Annotated in this window: 12 protein-coding genes and 3 pseudogenes; 4 read left to right on the top strand and 11 right to left on the bottom strand. The window is 39.6% G+C overall.

Translation table 11 applies throughout. The features are described from left to right. Positions 1-31: 31 nt before the first annotated feature. Genes A3K93_RS03260 through A3K93_RS03255 form a run of 3 tightly spaced genes read right to left on the bottom strand, consistent with a single transcriptional unit; the run spans position 32 to position 1749 of the window. Complete coding sequence (locus A3K93_RS03260; RefSeq protein ID WP_067728894.1) at positions 32-256, bottom strand: hypothetical protein; 225 nt, start codon at positions 254-256, stop codon at positions 32-34. A gap of 57 nt (positions 257-313) precedes the next feature. Continuing rightward, on the bottom strand, positions 314-463 hold the full coding sequence (locus A3K93_RS14885) for a hypothetical protein (protein ID WP_157883256.1): 150 nt from the start codon (positions 461-463) through the stop codon (positions 314-316). A 5-nt stretch (positions 464-468) separates the two neighbouring features. Next, positions 469-1749, bottom strand: a complete 1281-nt coding sequence (locus A3K93_RS03255) for a glutaminase (protein WP_067728892.1) — start codon at positions 1747-1749, stop codon at positions 469-471. A gap of 388 nt (positions 1750-2137) precedes the next feature. Between A3K93_RS03255 and A3K93_RS03250 the strand changes: the two genes are divergently transcribed. After that, positions 2138-3139, top strand: a complete 1002-nt coding sequence (locus A3K93_RS03250) for a GGDEF domain-containing protein (protein WP_227509875.1) — start codon at positions 2138-2140, stop codon at positions 3137-3139. Positions 3140-3148: 9 nt separating this feature from the next. Here the strand turns inward: A3K93_RS03250 and A3K93_RS03245 are convergent, their stop codons facing one another. Continuing rightward, positions 3149-3946 carry an SDR family oxidoreductase gene (locus A3K93_RS03245; RefSeq protein WP_067728888.1) on the bottom strand — a complete coding sequence of 266 codons (798 nt, stop codon included), beginning with the start codon at positions 3944-3946 and terminating at the stop codon, positions 3149-3151. Between the two features lie 28 nt (positions 3947-3974). After that, positions 3975-4643 (bottom strand): hypothetical protein, encoded by a 669-nt coding sequence (locus A3K93_RS03240; RefSeq protein WP_067728886.1) that lies wholly within the window; start codon positions 4641-4643, stop codon positions 3975-3977. Between the two features lie 189 nt (positions 4644-4832). Here A3K93_RS03240 and A3K93_RS03235 point away from each other — a divergent pair, with 189 nt between their 5' ends. Continuing rightward, positions 4833-7727: a valine--tRNA ligase gene (locus A3K93_RS03235; protein WP_067728884.1), complete on the top strand. Its 2895-nt coding sequence runs from the start codon at positions 4833-4835 to the stop codon at positions 7725-7727. A gap of 47 nt (positions 7728-7774) precedes the next feature. On the opposite strand, the gene A3K93_RS15010 is transcribed toward A3K93_RS03235, so the two are convergent. Beyond that, complete coding sequence (locus A3K93_RS15010; RefSeq protein WP_227509903.1) at positions 7775-8944, bottom strand: hypothetical protein; 1170 nt, start codon at positions 8942-8944, stop codon at positions 7775-7777. On the opposite strand from A3K93_RS15010, the gene A3K93_RS03225 reads away from it, so the two are divergent. Beyond that, entirely contained in the window at positions 8915-9679 is a 765-nt protein-coding gene (locus A3K93_RS03225) for an IS5 family transposase (RefSeq protein ID WP_067727941.1), read from the top strand. The genes A3K93_RS15010 and A3K93_RS03225 overlap by 30 nt on opposite strands. 310 nt (positions 9680-9989) lie before the next feature. On the opposite strand, the pseudogene A3K93_RS03220 reads toward A3K93_RS03225, so the two are convergent. The 5 genes and pseudogenes from A3K93_RS03220 to A3K93_RS03200 form a co-directional block, all read right to left on the bottom strand. Then, a pseudogene (locus A3K93_RS03220) lies at positions 9990-10163 on the bottom strand (endonuclease domain-containing protein); the annotation flags it as partial. A gap of 101 nt (positions 10164-10264) precedes the next feature. Further along, the gene (locus tag A3K93_RS03215; protein WP_067728827.1) at positions 10265-11488 is read right to left on the bottom strand and encodes an IS256 family transposase; all 1224 of its coding nucleotides are present in this window, start codon (positions 11486-11488) and stop codon (positions 10265-10267) included. Between the two features lie 89 nt (positions 11489-11577). Next, a complete protein-coding gene (locus A3K93_RS03210; protein WP_067728882.1) occupies positions 11578-12762 on the bottom strand; it encodes a molecular chaperone DnaJ in 1185 nt (394 codons plus the stop codon). A gap of 93 nt (positions 12763-12855) precedes the next feature. Further along, the gene (locus tag A3K93_RS03205; RefSeq protein WP_067728880.1) at positions 12856-13887 is read right to left on the bottom strand and encodes a molecular chaperone DnaJ; all 1032 of its coding nucleotides are present in this window, start codon (positions 13885-13887) and stop codon (positions 12856-12858) included. A 112-nt stretch (positions 13888-13999) separates the two neighbouring features. Then, positions 14000-14713: pseudogene (locus A3K93_RS03200) on the bottom strand (carbonic anhydrase). Positions 14714-14851: 138 nt separating this feature from the next. Here A3K93_RS03200 and A3K93_RS03195 point away from each other — a divergent pair. Continuing rightward, positions 14852-15788 (top strand): annotated as a pseudogene (locus tag A3K93_RS03195) (IS5-like element IS17 family transposase). Positions 15789-15819 lie beyond the last annotated feature (31 nt).

Genomic DNA, 15819 nt, shown 5'->3' with positions numbered 1-15819 from the left:
TCAGGGCTTTTTTCTATAAGCGATCATGTGTTTATGCCACTTCGATGTATTGAATCTGAGTAACATTTAAGTGATGCATCATTTCTCTGATAAAAATAAAATACAGTCCAAGCTGTAGAATCAACACCGAATCTTCTGTATAAATTTGCCGTGCAGTCCATTCATTAAAGGCATGTTCCATCATCTCTCTTGAAATGACTGTGTCTTGGTTAAAAAATAAAGTAGACAATTGCTGTAGTTCTACATCATGACTCATGGCAATCCGAGGCGTGTGATACGGTAGATGCAACTGCTCAAGTATCTCCTCAATGCTCTAGATCGCCTGCTCAATACTAAGCGGATGTAAAGTCTGCGTTTTAATCTGCGCAGCGATATGCGATAAACCCATCCCCTGTTTAATGGATTGATCATCTTGCTGTATGCGAAACTCGTTCGCTGTCAGTTGGTAAAATAAGGTCTGCATCAAGATCACTTCACTGACGCAAAACGTTCAAGATAAACGTCTAAAGGTGTATGAACGATACTGCGTTTATGCCCTTTACTTTGTGTATCCGATAACAACCTTTCACTATCTATGACCACCACCTGATGACCATCAGCTTTCAGGCGTTTCACGCCTTCAAATAACATCCGTGCACCGACATCATGCACCAAAGTTAAATTGGTTAAATCTAAAATAATACGATTTGTTCCTGTCGGTTCATCTTGCAAACTGCGCAGCAACATTTCAGATTCGGTAAACTGCAACACCCCACGCAGTTCATATACGACCACATCATTATTTTTACCCACCGTGTAACGACTTTGCAAAATGGTTTGTGCTGAGGGTGTCCCTTCCATCAAATGTAAGCCCATATCTTTAGACAGTCGCTCAAATATATGTACCCCGCGTACACTATTGCCGTGCTCATCTAATTTAGGTGAAAAGACCGCAATGCCGACTTGCCCTGGCAACACACCAATAATGCCACCAGCCACGCCACTTTTGGCGGGAATGCCGACCGTGGTCAACCAGTCTCCTGCAGCATCGTACATGCCACAGCTCATCATCACGCTCAAGACTTGGCGAACAACTGCACGCTCCAATAGCCTTTGCCCAGTACCAGCACATAAACCGCCATTGGCCAATACGCCTGCCATACGTGCCAAATCTTGCACCGTAACCTGAATGGCGCATTGGCGGATATAGCCATCTACAATCGATTCGGGGTCTTCATCTAACACCCCCACGGTACGCAGCATATAACCAATGGAACGATTGCGAAAAGCAGTTTTGAGTTCCGACTCATAGACCCTCTCATCAAACTGAAGTTCTCGCCCTGCTAAAGTACTTAAAAAACGGCGTAAATGTTCTGCACGCGACACGGTTTTCTTATAAGGCAATAAGGAATGCGTGGTGATCGCCCCTGAATTAATCATTGGATTTTTTGGCAAATTATCTTGCCCTAACGAGATTTGGTTAAAGGCTTCACCTGAAGGCTCTACCCCAACCTTGCTTAATACGCTGTTTAGTCCATGCGTTTCTAGCGCCAAGGCATAGGCAAACGGTTTAGACATGGACTGAATGGTAAAGGCAAGCTGGTCATCGCCTGTAGAATATAAGGTGCTATCAATGGTGCAAAGTGCGAGTGCCAACCTTTCATGGTCTGCATGAGCCAGTTCAGGAATATAATCTGCCACAGCGCCCTGTGCATTGGACTGACAGGCCTGTAAAACATGCTGTAAATAGTCGGGAACTGGAGTTTGCATCTTGTATTATCTCTTGTTCTTTTATTTCACTTTAAAGACTTCATCAGGTGATACAAGTCCAAATTGGTATTTATTTAAAGATACGAAATAAACTTAGCGATGCTAAAACTGATCAATTTCCTTTCAAATATTTAGAATCTGTATAAATAATCAGTATTTATTCCTTTAATAATCAAAACTCTATTTTTATCCACATTATTTTCGCTATTAAATGGTATTATTTATGTAATAGATCACATTATAACCACATATGCTGACGCCAAATTTCACGATATATAGCTTGCTTGTGCCGATTATAATGCTCAGTCTGGGGATCACGACGCTGATTATTTCGCGTTATAAATCTTTGGCTCATTACTTAAGTGCATACTCATGGGCGCTCGTTCTAATGAGTGTCAGCATCTTTTTGACCACGGTTTTATCCAAAGATGCTTTACTGCATTTTTCCAGTGCCGTGGCGTTTATTTATTTTTTATCGTGTATTTTGCATGCCCAAGCGGTCTATGAGCGTTTACGGATTCCATTTTCATGGCAACGTTGTGTTTATCTACTGACCCTTGCTACTTTTGGGGTGTATTTCTTAACAGCGGTCTACCCATACCAACCTTTACGCATTTTACTGATTGGTTTTGCTACAGCAGCATTTTATTTGCATCGTCCGATTTTGTTTTTACAAGGCGATTATGCCTTTAAGATTGATCGCTTCTTAAAAATCTTTGTGGTGAGCCTTGCGAGTATTGCGATTTTACGCGCTATTCTCTTGGCATCTTTTCTAGATCATGATGGTTTTATTGGTCATTACGAACCAATCTGGGCATTAACTCAACTTTTGTTAATCTTCATCAACTTAGTATCATTAAGCGTTTTCGTGTCTTGTGCCATTTTAGATTTAGTAGCTAAACTCAAACTGGATCGTCAGCTCGATCCGCTAACTGGCTTACTCAACCGTCGGGGTTTAGACGAGCATCTGGAACGCATAAGTGCACAGCCCATTGAGAACCATGCCATCCTGATGGCGGATCTAGATCATTTCAAAGCCATTAATGACCATTATGGCCATCATGTCGGTGATTTAGTTCTTCAGCATATTAGTCAGATTTTCAAACAAAATATTCGCGAACAAGACAAAGTTTCACGCGTGGGTGGTGAAGAATTTGTGATTATTTTGCACAACATTCATGCCGATGCTGCACTTAAAATTGCTGATCGAATTCGCCAGAGTATTGAAGAAACCCCGCTGGTTGAAAAAAATCATGTGATTTATTTGACGATCAGTATTGGAGTAAGTTTCTTTAATACACCTGAACAGATTGAAGCCACATTTCTAGAAGCCGATCAACTGCTTTACCATGCCAAAGAAATGGGACGTAATCAGATTCAGGTGGCTTAATTCATTGCATTATTTTACTTTGGTTTTACGAATCATCTTATAAAGCATTTTTGGTGAGAGACGTGACACTAAAACCCCAAGTTTCTCCTTCGCACCACCGATCACAATGTATTCTTGCCCTGCCAATAACGCTTGTACCGACTGACGAGCAAAATCATCGGCTTCTAAACCATTGGCTGTGGCATCATTGTCATAGCCTTGTGGCTTGCCTGCCCCATCTAAAGCATTAATCGATACATTGGTTTTAACAAAACCAGGAAACAGCACAGAAACACCGATACCCTGCTCAGCCACTTCGGCACGTAAACTATTGGCCCACATATGTATTGCTGCTTTTGCGGCAGAATAAGAAGCGCGATATTGCGTGCCTAATAACCCTGCCACACTCGACACAAAGACGATACGACCCGTTTTATGCGCCATAAATGTAGGTAACACAGTTTTGGTTAAAAAGACCTGCGAGAAATAATCCAGCTCCATAATGGCACGTTCAGTTTGCATGGTCGTATCGGCAATCAAAGCCCGTTGACTGAGTCCTGCATTATTGATCAGCCAATCGATTCGTCCTTTTTGCTCCAGAATTTGACGATATGCCGCTTCAACCTGTGACTCATTGCTAATGTCCGCAGCAATCGCGAGATGCTGATCAGGATTGCTGAGTTCTGCACGGACATTATCTAATTCAGTCTGTCGCCGTGCAGTCAAAACCACCTGTGCCCCTTGTACAGCACACTCCACCGCTAACGCCTTACCAATTCCTGAAGACGCGCCTGTAATCCAAACTACTTTTCCCTGTAACCTTTCCATTTAATGTCTATTTCCCTTATTGGTTCATTCACACAGGTTCGACTTTATCATGCTCTAAAAAGGCAAGAAAATGGTCAAAATAATGGCTAATGGCATTGGCATCATAAATTTGCCCTAACTTATCAAAGCGTTTATAGCCGAGCTGTGTAGTGAGATGAATCACTCCATTTAAAGTTTTATCCACCACCATATTAAATTTCAGCATTTTTTTCGGTTCACGTACTAAATGCGTGACCCCAACATCAACCACTTGGGTAAAGGCTTTAAGTGCTGGAGTGACGTATTGATTATTGCCCGCTTTCATCTGCTCGACACAGCCCAAAAGTTCTGTCACAAGCGGTTTGTCGACTGGATAACGGACATAATTCTTACCCTCGTGTTCATAAGTCATACTGTACAAATGATTTACCATTGGCAGTAGACGTTCATTACCAAAAAATGAAACAGACCACGGCATATATTTACGTGTGGTTTCAACAATCTGTTGTACGACTTTTTCAGATTCATGGTCTTTTGAAGGCGATAAACGTACAATACGACCGAAGACTTGATCAATAATTTCACAGGAAATATCCGCCAAATTCTCCCCTAATGCCTTGGACAGACTTTCAGTTTCACCTGCGTTCATTTTTTCACGGATATTTTGGAAGCGCTGATGGGTTTCCGGACGTATATGCAAATAAATGTTGTAGCTCATTCAGACCTCCAATTCATCGTGTTGTCGTTATAGTGTTCTACGAGGAAAGTTCAATATTTACTCTATCATACGATTAATTTTGTAACATGCTAATCGTCGAAAGTTTGCATTTGGTTAAGCTGCCGCACGGTCTATTTTTTTTGATACAATAGACGCAATTTTTATATCCTCTTTTGATCTGTTCGAACTATGACTGATTCAGCGCAAAATATTGCTACAACCTACGATCCGACCGAGATCGAGAAAAAATGGTACCAAACTTGGGAAGAACGCGGATACTTTAAGCCGTCTAAACAGGGCGAGTCTTTCTGTATCATGATTCCGCCACCAAACGTCACTGGTAGCTTGCACATGGGTCATGGTTTTAACAATGCCATTATGGATGCCTTGACTCGTTATAACCGTATGTCAGGTAAAAATACGCTTTGGCAACCGGGTACTGACCACGCTGGTATTGCAACCCAAATGGTTGTAGAGCGTCAACTCGGTGCGCAAGGTGTGAGCCGTCATGATCTTGGTCGTGAAAAGTTCATCGAAAAAGTTTGGGAATGGAAAGAACAATCTGGCGGTAATATTACCCGTCAAATTCGTCGTTTAGGTTCTTCTGTTGACTGGTCACGTGAACGCTTCACTATGGATGAAGGTTTATCCAATGCGGTAAAAGAAGTGTTTGTAAAACTTCACGAAGAAGGTTTGATTTACCGTGGTAAACGCCTCGTAAACTGGGATCCAAAACTCCAAACTGCCTTGTCTGACCTTGAAGTTGAGTCTGATAAAGAAGAACAAGGTTCTCTTTGGCACTTCAAATATTTCTTTGAAGATAAATCACTGCGTACTCACGATGGTAAAGATTACATCGTAGTGGCAACGACTCGTCCTGAAACATTGCTTGGTGATACTGCGGTTGCGGTTGCTCCTGATGACGAACGTTATGCACACCTTGTCGGTAAAAATATTGTATTGCCAATTACAGGTCGTACGGTTGCCATCGTTAAAGATGAATACGTTGAAAAAGAATTCGGTACAGGCTGTGTAAAAATTACCCCTGCACACGACTTCAATGACTATGAAGTGGGTAAACGCTGCGAATTGCCAATCATCAACATCTTCAATAAAAATGCTGAAGTGTTGGCTGAGTTTGAATACATCGCGAAAGCGGGCGAGCAAATTTCTAAAACCATTCCTGCCCCTGCAGACTACATTGGTTTAGAGCGTTTTGAAGCACGTAAAAAGTTAGTCGAACAAGCAGAAGCTGAAGGCTGGTTAGACCAAATTCAACCCTACACATTGAAACCACCTCGCGGTGACCGTTCAGGTGTCATCGTTGAACCGTTATTGACGGATCAATGGTATGTAAAAATTGCACCGCTTGCGAAACCTGCGATTGAAGCGGTTCAAGACGGTCGTATCAAATTCGTGCCTGAGCAGTACAGCAACATGTACATGGCGTGGATGAATAATATTCAAGACTGGTGTATCTCGCGTCAATTGTGGTGGGGTCACCGTATCCCTGCTTGGTACGATGCAGAAGGTAATGTTTACGTGGGTCGTAACGAAGAAGAAGTTCGTGCGAAAAACGGTATTGCCCCTGAAGTTGAATTGAACCAAGACGAAGACGTATTGGATACATGGTTCTCTTCTGGTCTTTGGACATTCTCAACTTTAGGTTGGACAGGTGACGAAGCGAAAGACAAAGAAAACTATTTCTTAAATACTTTCCACCCGACTGATGTATTGGTGACAGGTTTTGACATCATCTTCTTCTGGGTTGCTCGTATGATCATGCTGACCATGCACTTCATGAAAAATGAAGATGGCACGCCACAAGTACCATTCAAAACTGTGTATGTACACGGTTTGGTACGTGATGGCGAAGGTCAGAAGATGTCTAAATCTAAAGGTAACGTGCTTGACCCATTAGATTTGATTGATGGTGTTGATCTTGAAACTTTAGTACAAAAACGTACCACAGGTTTGATGAACCCGAAACAAGCAGCGAAGATTGAAAAATCAACCCGTAAAGAGTTCCCTGAAGGGATTCAATCTTACGGTACAGATGCGGTTCGTTTCACCTTCTGTGCGCTTGCCAACACCGGTCGTGACATTAAGTTCGACATGAAACGTGTTGAAGGTTACCGTAACTTTGCGAACAAAATCTGGAACGCAACCCGTTTCGTGATGATGAACTGCGAAGAGCAAGTGATTGGTCAAGACGTTCGCCAAGATCTTTGGGAATTGCCTGAGCAGTGGATTGTCAGCCGTCTACAAAAAGCGGAAGCTGCGGTTCAACAAGCCTTTGCGACCTATCGTTTAGACTTGGCTGCACAAGCGATTTACGAGTTCATTTGGAATGAATACTGTGACTGGTATGTCGAGCTGACGAAACCGGTTCTGAATGACGAAAACGTATCGGTTGAACGTAAAGCTGAAGTGCGTCGTGTGCTTCTTTCTGTAATGGAAGCCTCTTTACGTTTGGCACATCCGTTGATGCCTTACTTAACAGAAGAAATCTGGCAAACACTTGCGCCGAAACTCAACATTTCTAGCGAAACGATTATGCTCGCACAGTACCCAGTTGCTGACCAAGCGCTCATTAACGAACAAGCTGAAGCAGATATGCAATGGCTTCAAGGTTTGATTGGTGCGGTACGTAATATCCGTGGTGAAATGGGTCTAGGTAATGCTCGCTTGTTGCCTGTTCTACTTCAAAACACCACTGAAGCTGAAAAAGCACAAATCGCTCGTATTGAACCGTTGTTTAAAGCGTTGGCTAAAGTTGAAAGCATCACTTTCCTTAGCGATGCTGAACAACCGCCATTGTCATCTTCTTCTGTCGTAGGTCACGTGTCTGTATTCGTTCCTATGAAGGGTTTAATTGATCCTAAAGCGGAATTGGGTCGTCTACAAAAAGACTTAGACAAGGTTCAAAAACAGCATGACCAAATTGCCAACAAACTTTCTAACGAAGGTTTCGTAAGCAAAGCACCTGCGGCTGTGGTTGAAGGTGAGAAAGTGAAACTTGCTGAGTTTGCTGATCAGTTAGCGAAGATTAAAGCGAATATGGAGCAAATTGCGGCGCTTTAATGCTGTAATTTGATTCAAAAAATCCCCTCAAATGAGGGGATTTTTATTTACTCTTCTTCCCAATCAAAATCCTCATCCTCCCAATTGATATAAGAAGAATCATCTAAATAACGAGTAAAAGTGAATTCATTTAAATTTTCATAAAAATGAATTAATTTATTTACTTCTCGATCGACTATATTTTCTTGCTCTAATGTTAATTTTGGCAAATGTATATCATGACGACCACTTTCGGCTGCAAAAATATTACCCTGATCATATATTGCTTCTGTCTTGTAATTACCTTGAGCTAAATCATGACCAAAATAATGAGCAAATTTTTGCCATTTCCATGCTTCAATCAAATCATTCTCTTTTAATTTTTTGATTTCATCGAATCCATCACAGACGATTCGATCAAATATATCTCTTAGGCATTCTTCATTACCACGCTTTGCTAATTCCAATTCTATATCTGATGGATAATTTGAATGACTATAGTCATACATATCTTCATCAAAATCGTCGTCATCAACGTAATGATCATTATCTCCAAATTGATAAAGTTCTAGCTGAGCAGGAAAACTTCCTAAATCAGCAGCAATTTTTAAATACTTTATATAGTTATCTTTATATTCATCATTACGTTCTTTTTCTTTAATAAAATTATCTAAGCCTGCTTTCCAAGTTGGACTAATTTCTTTACCTTGCAAATATCTATGATAAAGATAATTCATATCTTTATTCTGCTCATCAAAATCACTTTCACAATCACTATAAAATTGTGCAATCAAATATGGATAAATAGAAACCTGAGGGAACTCTATAAAGGTTTTTTTCAGCCGTTCTAAAACATTGTCATGCAGTGAATCATCATCCAGAGCATGTCTAACAAGCTGACTCATTTCCTCATTTGTTAAATATAAAAAATGATAATTTGAAAGATGCTTTTGAAAAAAAGGTGCTAGCGCAATTGAGACGTTTAATTCCTCACAGCGATTTTCAAATAACTCTCCATCCAACTGGTCATCGATTGAATCTGTAAAAATTGGGTAAGAACTTAGTTTTAAACTATTAAAAGTTTTAAATCCAAAAAGTGCTGCAACTATTTCATTTATATAAGAACGTTTAGGGTCTGTTGACATTTGTTGCTTAAAAAAATAGCGAGGTAGTAAAATTAAATCGCCAAACCCAATTTTACTCTCGCTATGCCTCGTACAATGCTGAATGATCAACACTGGTCTAAGTTACTTTCTATTTTCCGAAATTTTGATATCTATTTCAAATCTAATTTGAGAAATTTTGTCGAAGCCATACTTTATAGAATAAGAACAGGCTGTCCTTGGCGTGATTTGCCTAAAGAATTTGGTTCGTATAACTCAATATTTAAAAAATATAATCGTTGGTGTAAAAATGATAAGCTAATGAAAGTATTTAAATTAATTTCTTCAAATGCTGATATGGAATGGGTTTTTATTGACGGTAGTCATGTTCGGGCACACCAACATTCTGCTGGAATAAAAGATCAGGATATTTCTAAAAGCATTGGTGGAAATAGTTCTAAAATACACTTAGCTGTTGATGCAGATGGCAATCCAATTGAAATTATTATCTCCGATGGAACGACGCATGACGTCAAGATTGCTCCAAAAATGATTGAAAAACTGGATTTGAGTGAAACGGAAGTATGTTGTGCAGACAAGGGATATGACTCTGAATCATTAAGGGAACAAATATCTGCGAAAAAAACTAAAGCTAATATTCCAAGAAAATCAAATACACAGTCAAATAATGACCATATGGATTGGTATTTATATAAAATCAGGCACTTAGTTGAGAATGCATTTTGTAGGTTAAAGCAGTTCAGAGGAATAGCAACACGATATGATAAGCTAAAGTGTAGCTATGAGGGTGCAGTTGCATTAGCTTGTGTATTTATTTGGCTACCTTTATCGGGTAAATTCTATACTTGAAATGTCAACAGACCCTAATCTCAATATCATGAAATTTAGTAGTTTGCTGTATTTCAAAAGCTAATGCGCTGATCGTAGACATGTTTATCCTTAAAGTTGTTTCTTAGAATCAAATTTGGACACACGTTTAAACTTTTGAATCTAATAGTGAAACAAAATAAAGAAAACATTAAGAAGAATAGACTATTCAATATAAAAATAGATTTTTGTCTTTTTTTACTCGTGTGTAAGTAAGGTGGACACCTATATTTGATAATAGCAATCAAAATTTAAAAATCAAGTTTTTTATGATTTCTCAATTTTACTTACTCTCAAACTCAATCACCAAACCAATTTCATGACAGTAAAAATCCACAATATAAGGTTTAATCACATGCTGACGACGAAATTTAAGATTCATAAATCGCTTGGCACGTAGCAGTTGCCACATGAGGTGTTCTGCATCAGTGGCGGTGTGGCGCATGGATTTGGCGAAGGCGAATAATCAGCGGGTTAAAGTGCATAAAAAAGCATCGTTAAAATGACGATGCTCTGAATGACAATCAAGAGCCTGTAAATAATTTTGTGTAATTGCTTTTCATAAATTTAAAGGTGATTGCTTAAGCGGTCACCGAATTCAATAATAAAGCGGCTCATGGCTAAACGCCAGTCGCGAATAGGCATATTCCACTTTTTAGACGCTGCATCAATTGCCAGGTAAATCACTTTACGTACAGAATCATCCGTTGGAAAGACTTTACGCTTTTTGATCGCCTGACGTATTACGCTGTTTAATGATTCGATCGCATTGGTGGTATAGATGGCTTTGCGTATCTCGGCTGGATAAGCAAAGAAGGTATTTAGATTCTCCCAGTGTGTACGCCAGCTTTTGCTGATCTGTGGGTACTTGTCATCCCATGTTTGGGCGAATTGATCCATGGCCATCAAGGCTGCCTCTTCAGTAGGTGACTGATAAACGGCTTTTAAATCCTGAGTGACGGCCTTGTAATCTTTCCATGATACGTATTTCAAGCTGTTACGCAGCATATGGATAATGCACAGCTGGATATGGGTTTGCGGGTATACGCTGTTAATGGCATCAGGAAAGCCTTTTAGTCCATCCACACAGGCGATCAGAATATCCTGCAACCCTCGGTTTTTAAGCTCAGTCAGGACATTCAGCCAGAACTTTGCACCTTCATTCTCAGCCATCCACATGCCGAGCAGTTCTTTCTGTCCATCAAGATTAATGCCTAAGGCAAGGAATACAGCCTTGTTGATAACACTGCCATTATGACGGACTTTAACTACAATACAGTCCATATAGACGATGGGATAGAGTGCATCCAGCGGACGGTTTTGCCATTCAGCGACTTGCTCCTTAACAGCATCAGTCACCTTGGAAATAAGCGTTGGAGATACATCAGCATCGTACATTTCTTTGAAAGTAGCCACGATTTCACGGGTAGTCATGCCTTTGGCATAAAGGGATAGAATTTGGCTATCCATTTGCGTGATACGCCTTGCGAAGCAGTGCTTCTCATTCTTTTTAATTAGTTGTGGCTCAAATGTGCCATCACGATCTCGTGGTGTGGTGATCTCAATCTCACCATCATCGCTCAGCACGGTCTTACTGGAATAACCGTTACGAGCATTTGAACCGTTCTTACGAGCATTCTTTTCATGTCCGAGATGTTCGGTAAGTTCGGCATTGAGAGCCGTTTCAACAGTGAGTTTAGTCAACAATCGGGTGAATTGATTGAGATCGTCTTCTGTTTTGATTCCTTTAGCAAATTCTGCTGCAAAGTCTTTTAGTTTTTGTTCGTTCATCATGTTGCCTGACTCCGTTGTGAATATGAACATAGCAAATTCAGGCAATTACACAATTTAATTTACAGTCTCACAATCAATGCTAAAAATTACTCAAATGACCAACTAAATGCTCTGCTTTTCAGTAAAATTTTTAAGTAATCAAAATCCTTATAATCATTTAAACGCTTTTCATCTCTTAACAGTTTTGCTTGAATATCTGCTAAATCGCGTTGATATTTTTTTATCAAATCAACAGGTTTAAAACGCTGTTTGTAAAAACCAGAGCCGATCCAATCAAATGAATAAATAATATCATCTATTTCAAATTGCAATTTCTCTACTTGCTCTTCCAACAATAAATTATAAGATTTCAAATGCTCATTCGCGATTTTTGTTGCCTGTTCCTGATCACCTTGCGCTGTAAAAACACGCAATTTCAAAAGAGTAAGCAAATCTTTTTCCTCTAATGCAGCATTTGCTTGCTGTAATAATTCGGTTTTTTCAATGCGCTTTTGTTCATCTTGCTCTCGATCAGGGTGAATTAAGGCAGCAATTTTTGAATAAATGCTTTTTAGAGATTGCCCTGCCATTTTTTTCGCTTCTTCAAGCTGTGTTTGCTTCTTTAAAATTTTCTTTTTTTCCTTTTCAGCAAACTTTTGATATTCATCACGCTCATCTTCATTAAGCTGATTTTGAATAAAATTTGCTTCTTCTCGATCTAATTTATCTTTTACTTTTTCCATAAACGCGTCGAGATTATTGAGATCCAAATCAAAGTCAAGCCAAGCTACGGGTACCCCGATTTGGTCTGCTATCATTTCTTTTATGGCTTGTTTTTGCATCATTTCATCAGCATCATGCGCTTGATGCGAATGATCATTTACATGAGAGCTGACTTCTTCAGCATCAGCACTTCCTTCTATCAGCTCATAATGTTGAGCAATGATAAGCGTCAACTCATGTTGTTGTTCAGAAAGATTCGGATTATTAAGCAGCTGACTCGCTAAAATTGAAATTTTTTCATCTAAACGCACTAAATATGTTTTTGCGATTTTATGCGTATTTTTATATTGCCAAAGCGTCTCTAATTGAGCGAACAAAACGTGGTGCCACTGACGATATACAGGTAATAGCTCATCTCTTGCATCCTCTTGAACTTGTTTTTGCGTTTGTTGCCAGTCCGCCAATACCATTTGTAATTGCTCAATTTTTTCAAGCAACCGATTAAACTTTTTTTGTTGTGCCGATAATTTTTCACTCGTTTGATAAATGCTTAAATCTAAATTGCTCATTCACTGACTTCAACGCTAATCTTAATTTCTGTAATATTTTAGCATAATGAATAGCATACAAACTTTTTGCTTAGTTCAAAAAAACTATATTCTTTACAAAACCCCATGCTCCAACAACATCCCTAGCCCACTCTCTTTCCCCATAAAACTCAGCCGTTGCTTCTCCGCTTTTAACTGATGCTTCACGTTCGACACATCCGCATCAATCTGTTTATACAACTGCTCAATATTGAGTTGCCCTTTGGACTTTTGCACCGTAATTTTGGCTTTATTTGACCATACAAGCGAGTTAATCAATTCCTGCATCTGCTGTTTTAAGGACTGGCTTTGTGCTTCTAACGCCTGTTGGTAAAACTTGAATTGTTCTGTGCTTAAACCTTTGTTTGAACCGTTTTTACTTTGCTCAACTTCAAGCTGAAGTTTCAGTAAAAAGAATAAATCTTCCTGTTCGTATGCTTCATTGGCACGTTGTAAAAGCTCGGTCTTTTCCTCTTTTTTAGCTTCATCGGGCTCACGATCAGGGTGAATGATGGAAGCAATCTTGAGATACACAGTTTTGAGTGATTGATTCACCATCTTTTCAGCTTGCGCTTGTTTTTCTTGCTGACGTTTTAACTTGGCTTGCTCACGTGCTTGTTGGTATTGATCATTATTCCAATCTTCAAATACATCATCGGCTTGGACTGTTTCAGTTTCAGGCTCATCAAAAGTGTCTATATTTTTCTTCTTGTTTTTTTTCTTGCTGTATTCATCTGCCTGCATATAGTACGCATGCATCTTTTCGACTTCATCGCGCTGCTTTTGAGTCAGTAAATGTGAGCCTTGCAGTAAACGCACTAAAGTTTGAATTTTATCTTCCACTACGGCGCTATCAGATCTGCTTAAATCATAGCAACTTAGGCTATTCCACAAGGTCAGCATCTGTTCATACAAGGTATTGTATAGCTCACGATAAGCAGGCATCAGTGCCTTTTGACTGTAGCCACGAATTTCATCTTTAGCATTTTGCCATGCAAGTAATAGCTGTTTTTGCTGTTCAATTTCATCAATTAAACGATTTAACTTTGGATGCTGTGGGGCAAGTTCAAGCCCTGTTTGTAGCGTGGTTTTAAGCTCAAAAGACATAAACAAATAGACAGCAGGAGAAAATGCTATTTTAGCCCTATATCAATATGCCTAGCTAAAATTTGCAAAAAATAGGCAGACCGAAGTCTGCCAAAAAGCACATCACAAAATTTTAATTTTCAGCGATGATTCGACCATTTAAAGGCTGAATCGGACGGTTATTCGGATGTCCCATTAAGTCTGAAAATTGACGTATTTGCTTCTCAGATGCGTATTGAATTTCTTTCATAATAATCCAGCGGACACCTTCTGAGCATGGTGGCGTTGTCAATGATCCACTAAAACGATAGTACTCACGATTTTTGGGTAACATGCTATTTACAGGCTGTGGCGTGTTAAGCACCAACTTTTGACCTTTTGTTTTAGGCAACCGTTCCCACATTTTTGCTAGCATCGGGTTTTCTACACCTTGTGCGTACATCAACCCTACTACTGCGAGTTGTCCTTTCGCATTGGCATGCACAAAGTGAATTTCTAAAGGATAACTCTTACCCTTAATTTGGTTTTCACTCGGGCTATGCAAGTGAAATTGCTTTAAAGCAAATTGATCACCATCCAAATGCAAAATCCCGCCTTCAGAAAAATCGACCTGAACGGTATGCCCATTATTCTAAATGGATTGAATCATGGTGTTATAACTAAACTTTAAGGGTTCAAGTTCAGCTTTTACCGTACGGTCAATATTAATGGGTGATTGATTGACACCATTGCAGGCAGAATATTTTTGATTTTTGCCCCATTCATTCGCTTGGGTATAACCCCAATCATCCGCCTAAACAGTGGAAACACATGCTAATATAAGCACTGTATAAAAGATTTTTTTCATAATATTTACCCATAGAAAATCAATTTAATTATTAAAATAAACGATTATTTAAATGAAATTTAATAATGATATTTATTATGAAATGGCTTTGTTGCACAAACCTATCTGTAAAGGCTTTTTCAGCGATATAATTTCCAAATGAATAAGCCTACACACAAAATCTACCGCACTACCAATTGGCCCGCATATAACCGAGCACTCATGAGTCGCGGAAATATTGCCATTTGGTTTGATCCTGCTACGCAATGGTATGCTCCATCAAAAGGCAAACAAGGGCGAAATCAAACCTACTCCGACGCAGCTATCCAATGCTGCTTAATGATTAAATCCTTATTCCGTCTATCTTTACGTATGGTCACTGGCTTTGTGCAAAGTCTGATTAAACTTTGCGGATTAAATTGGACCGCACCAGATTACAGTACGCTTTGTAGAAGACAAAAGCATATTGATATTGCAATCAGCTACCAAAAAAGTAGCGATGGGCTGCATCTACTCGTAGACTCTACAGGCATGAAGTTTCTAGGTGAGGGCGAATGGAAACGCAAGAAACATGGAGCTGAATATCGTCGCCAATGGCGTAAACTACATATTGGTATAGATGCCAAAACCCTACAAATACGCGCTATTCAGCTCACAACCAATAATGTCAGTGATTCACAGGTGCTTGGTGATTTACTTAATCAGATTCCACAAGATGAGCAGATTGACTCTGTTTATACCGATGGAGCTTATGACACCAAGCAATGCCGTTGACAAGGTTATTGCAGATCGGCAAGCACATGCGGTGATTCCACCTAGAAAAAATGCGAAACCATGGAAAGATACAAAAAGTAGCTCGCTAGAGCGAAATGAATTACTTCGAACAGTTAAACGTTTAGGCAGGACATTATGGAAAAAATGGTCAGGCTATCATCGCCGCAGTTTGGTGGAAACCAAGATGTATTGCATCAAATTATTAGGCGATAAATTAATGGCAAGAAGCTTTCCTAGTCAGGTGAATGAAATTCATGCACGTGTAGCAGTCCTCAACAGATTTACGGAATTAGGTCGACCACTTACCCAAGTTACGCCTTAAATTTGGCTCAATTAGGGGCGCTTTGCATTTC

The organism is Acinetobacter sp. NCu2D-2 (assembly GCF_001647675.1).
In the GTDB taxonomy this organism is placed as follows: domain Bacteria; phylum Pseudomonadota; class Gammaproteobacteria; order Pseudomonadales; family Moraxellaceae; genus Acinetobacter.
This window is presented reverse-complemented; position numbering and strand designations above follow the sequence as displayed.

Bases quoted from the DNA above. Each gene is read 5' to 3' on its own strand.
- A3K93_RS03260 (WP_067728894.1), bottom strand. From the start codon at position 256: ATGAGTCATGATGTAGAACTACAGCAATTGTCTACTTTATTTTTTAAC.
- A3K93_RS14885 (WP_157883256.1), bottom strand. From the start codon at position 463: ATGCAGACCTTATTTTACCAACTGACAGCGAACGAGTTTCGCATACAG.
- A3K93_RS03255 (WP_067728892.1), bottom strand. From the start codon at position 1,749: ATGCAAACTCCAGTTCCCGACTATTTACAGCATGTTTTACAGGCCTGT.
- A3K93_RS03250 (WP_227509875.1), top strand. From the start codon at position 2,138: ATGAGTGTCAGCATCTTTTTGACCACGGTTTTATCCAAAGATGCTTTA.
- A3K93_RS03245 (WP_067728888.1), bottom strand. From the start codon at position 3,946: ATGGAAAGGTTACAGGGAAAAGTAGTTTGGATTACAGGCGCGTCTTCA.
- A3K93_RS03240 (WP_067728886.1), bottom strand. From the start codon at position 4,643: ATGAGCTACAACATTTATTTGCATATACGTCCGGAAACCCATCAGCGC.
- A3K93_RS03235 (WP_067728884.1), top strand. From the start codon at position 4,833: ATGACTGATTCAGCGCAAAATATTGCTACAACCTACGATCCGACCGAG.
- A3K93_RS03225 (WP_067727941.1), top strand. From the start codon at position 8,915: ATGCCTCGTACAATGCTGAATGATCAACACTGGTCTAAGTTACTTTCT.
- A3K93_RS03215 (WP_067728827.1), bottom strand. From the start codon at position 11,488: ATGAACGAACAAAAACTAAAAGACTTTGCAGCAGAATTTGCTAAAGGA.
- A3K93_RS03210 (WP_067728882.1), bottom strand. From the start codon at position 12,762: ATGAGCAATTTAGATTTAAGCATTTATCAAACGAGTGAAAAATTATCG.
- A3K93_RS03205 (WP_067728880.1), bottom strand. From the start codon at position 13,887: ATGTCTTTTGAGCTTAAAACCACGCTACAAACAGGGCTTGAACTTGCC.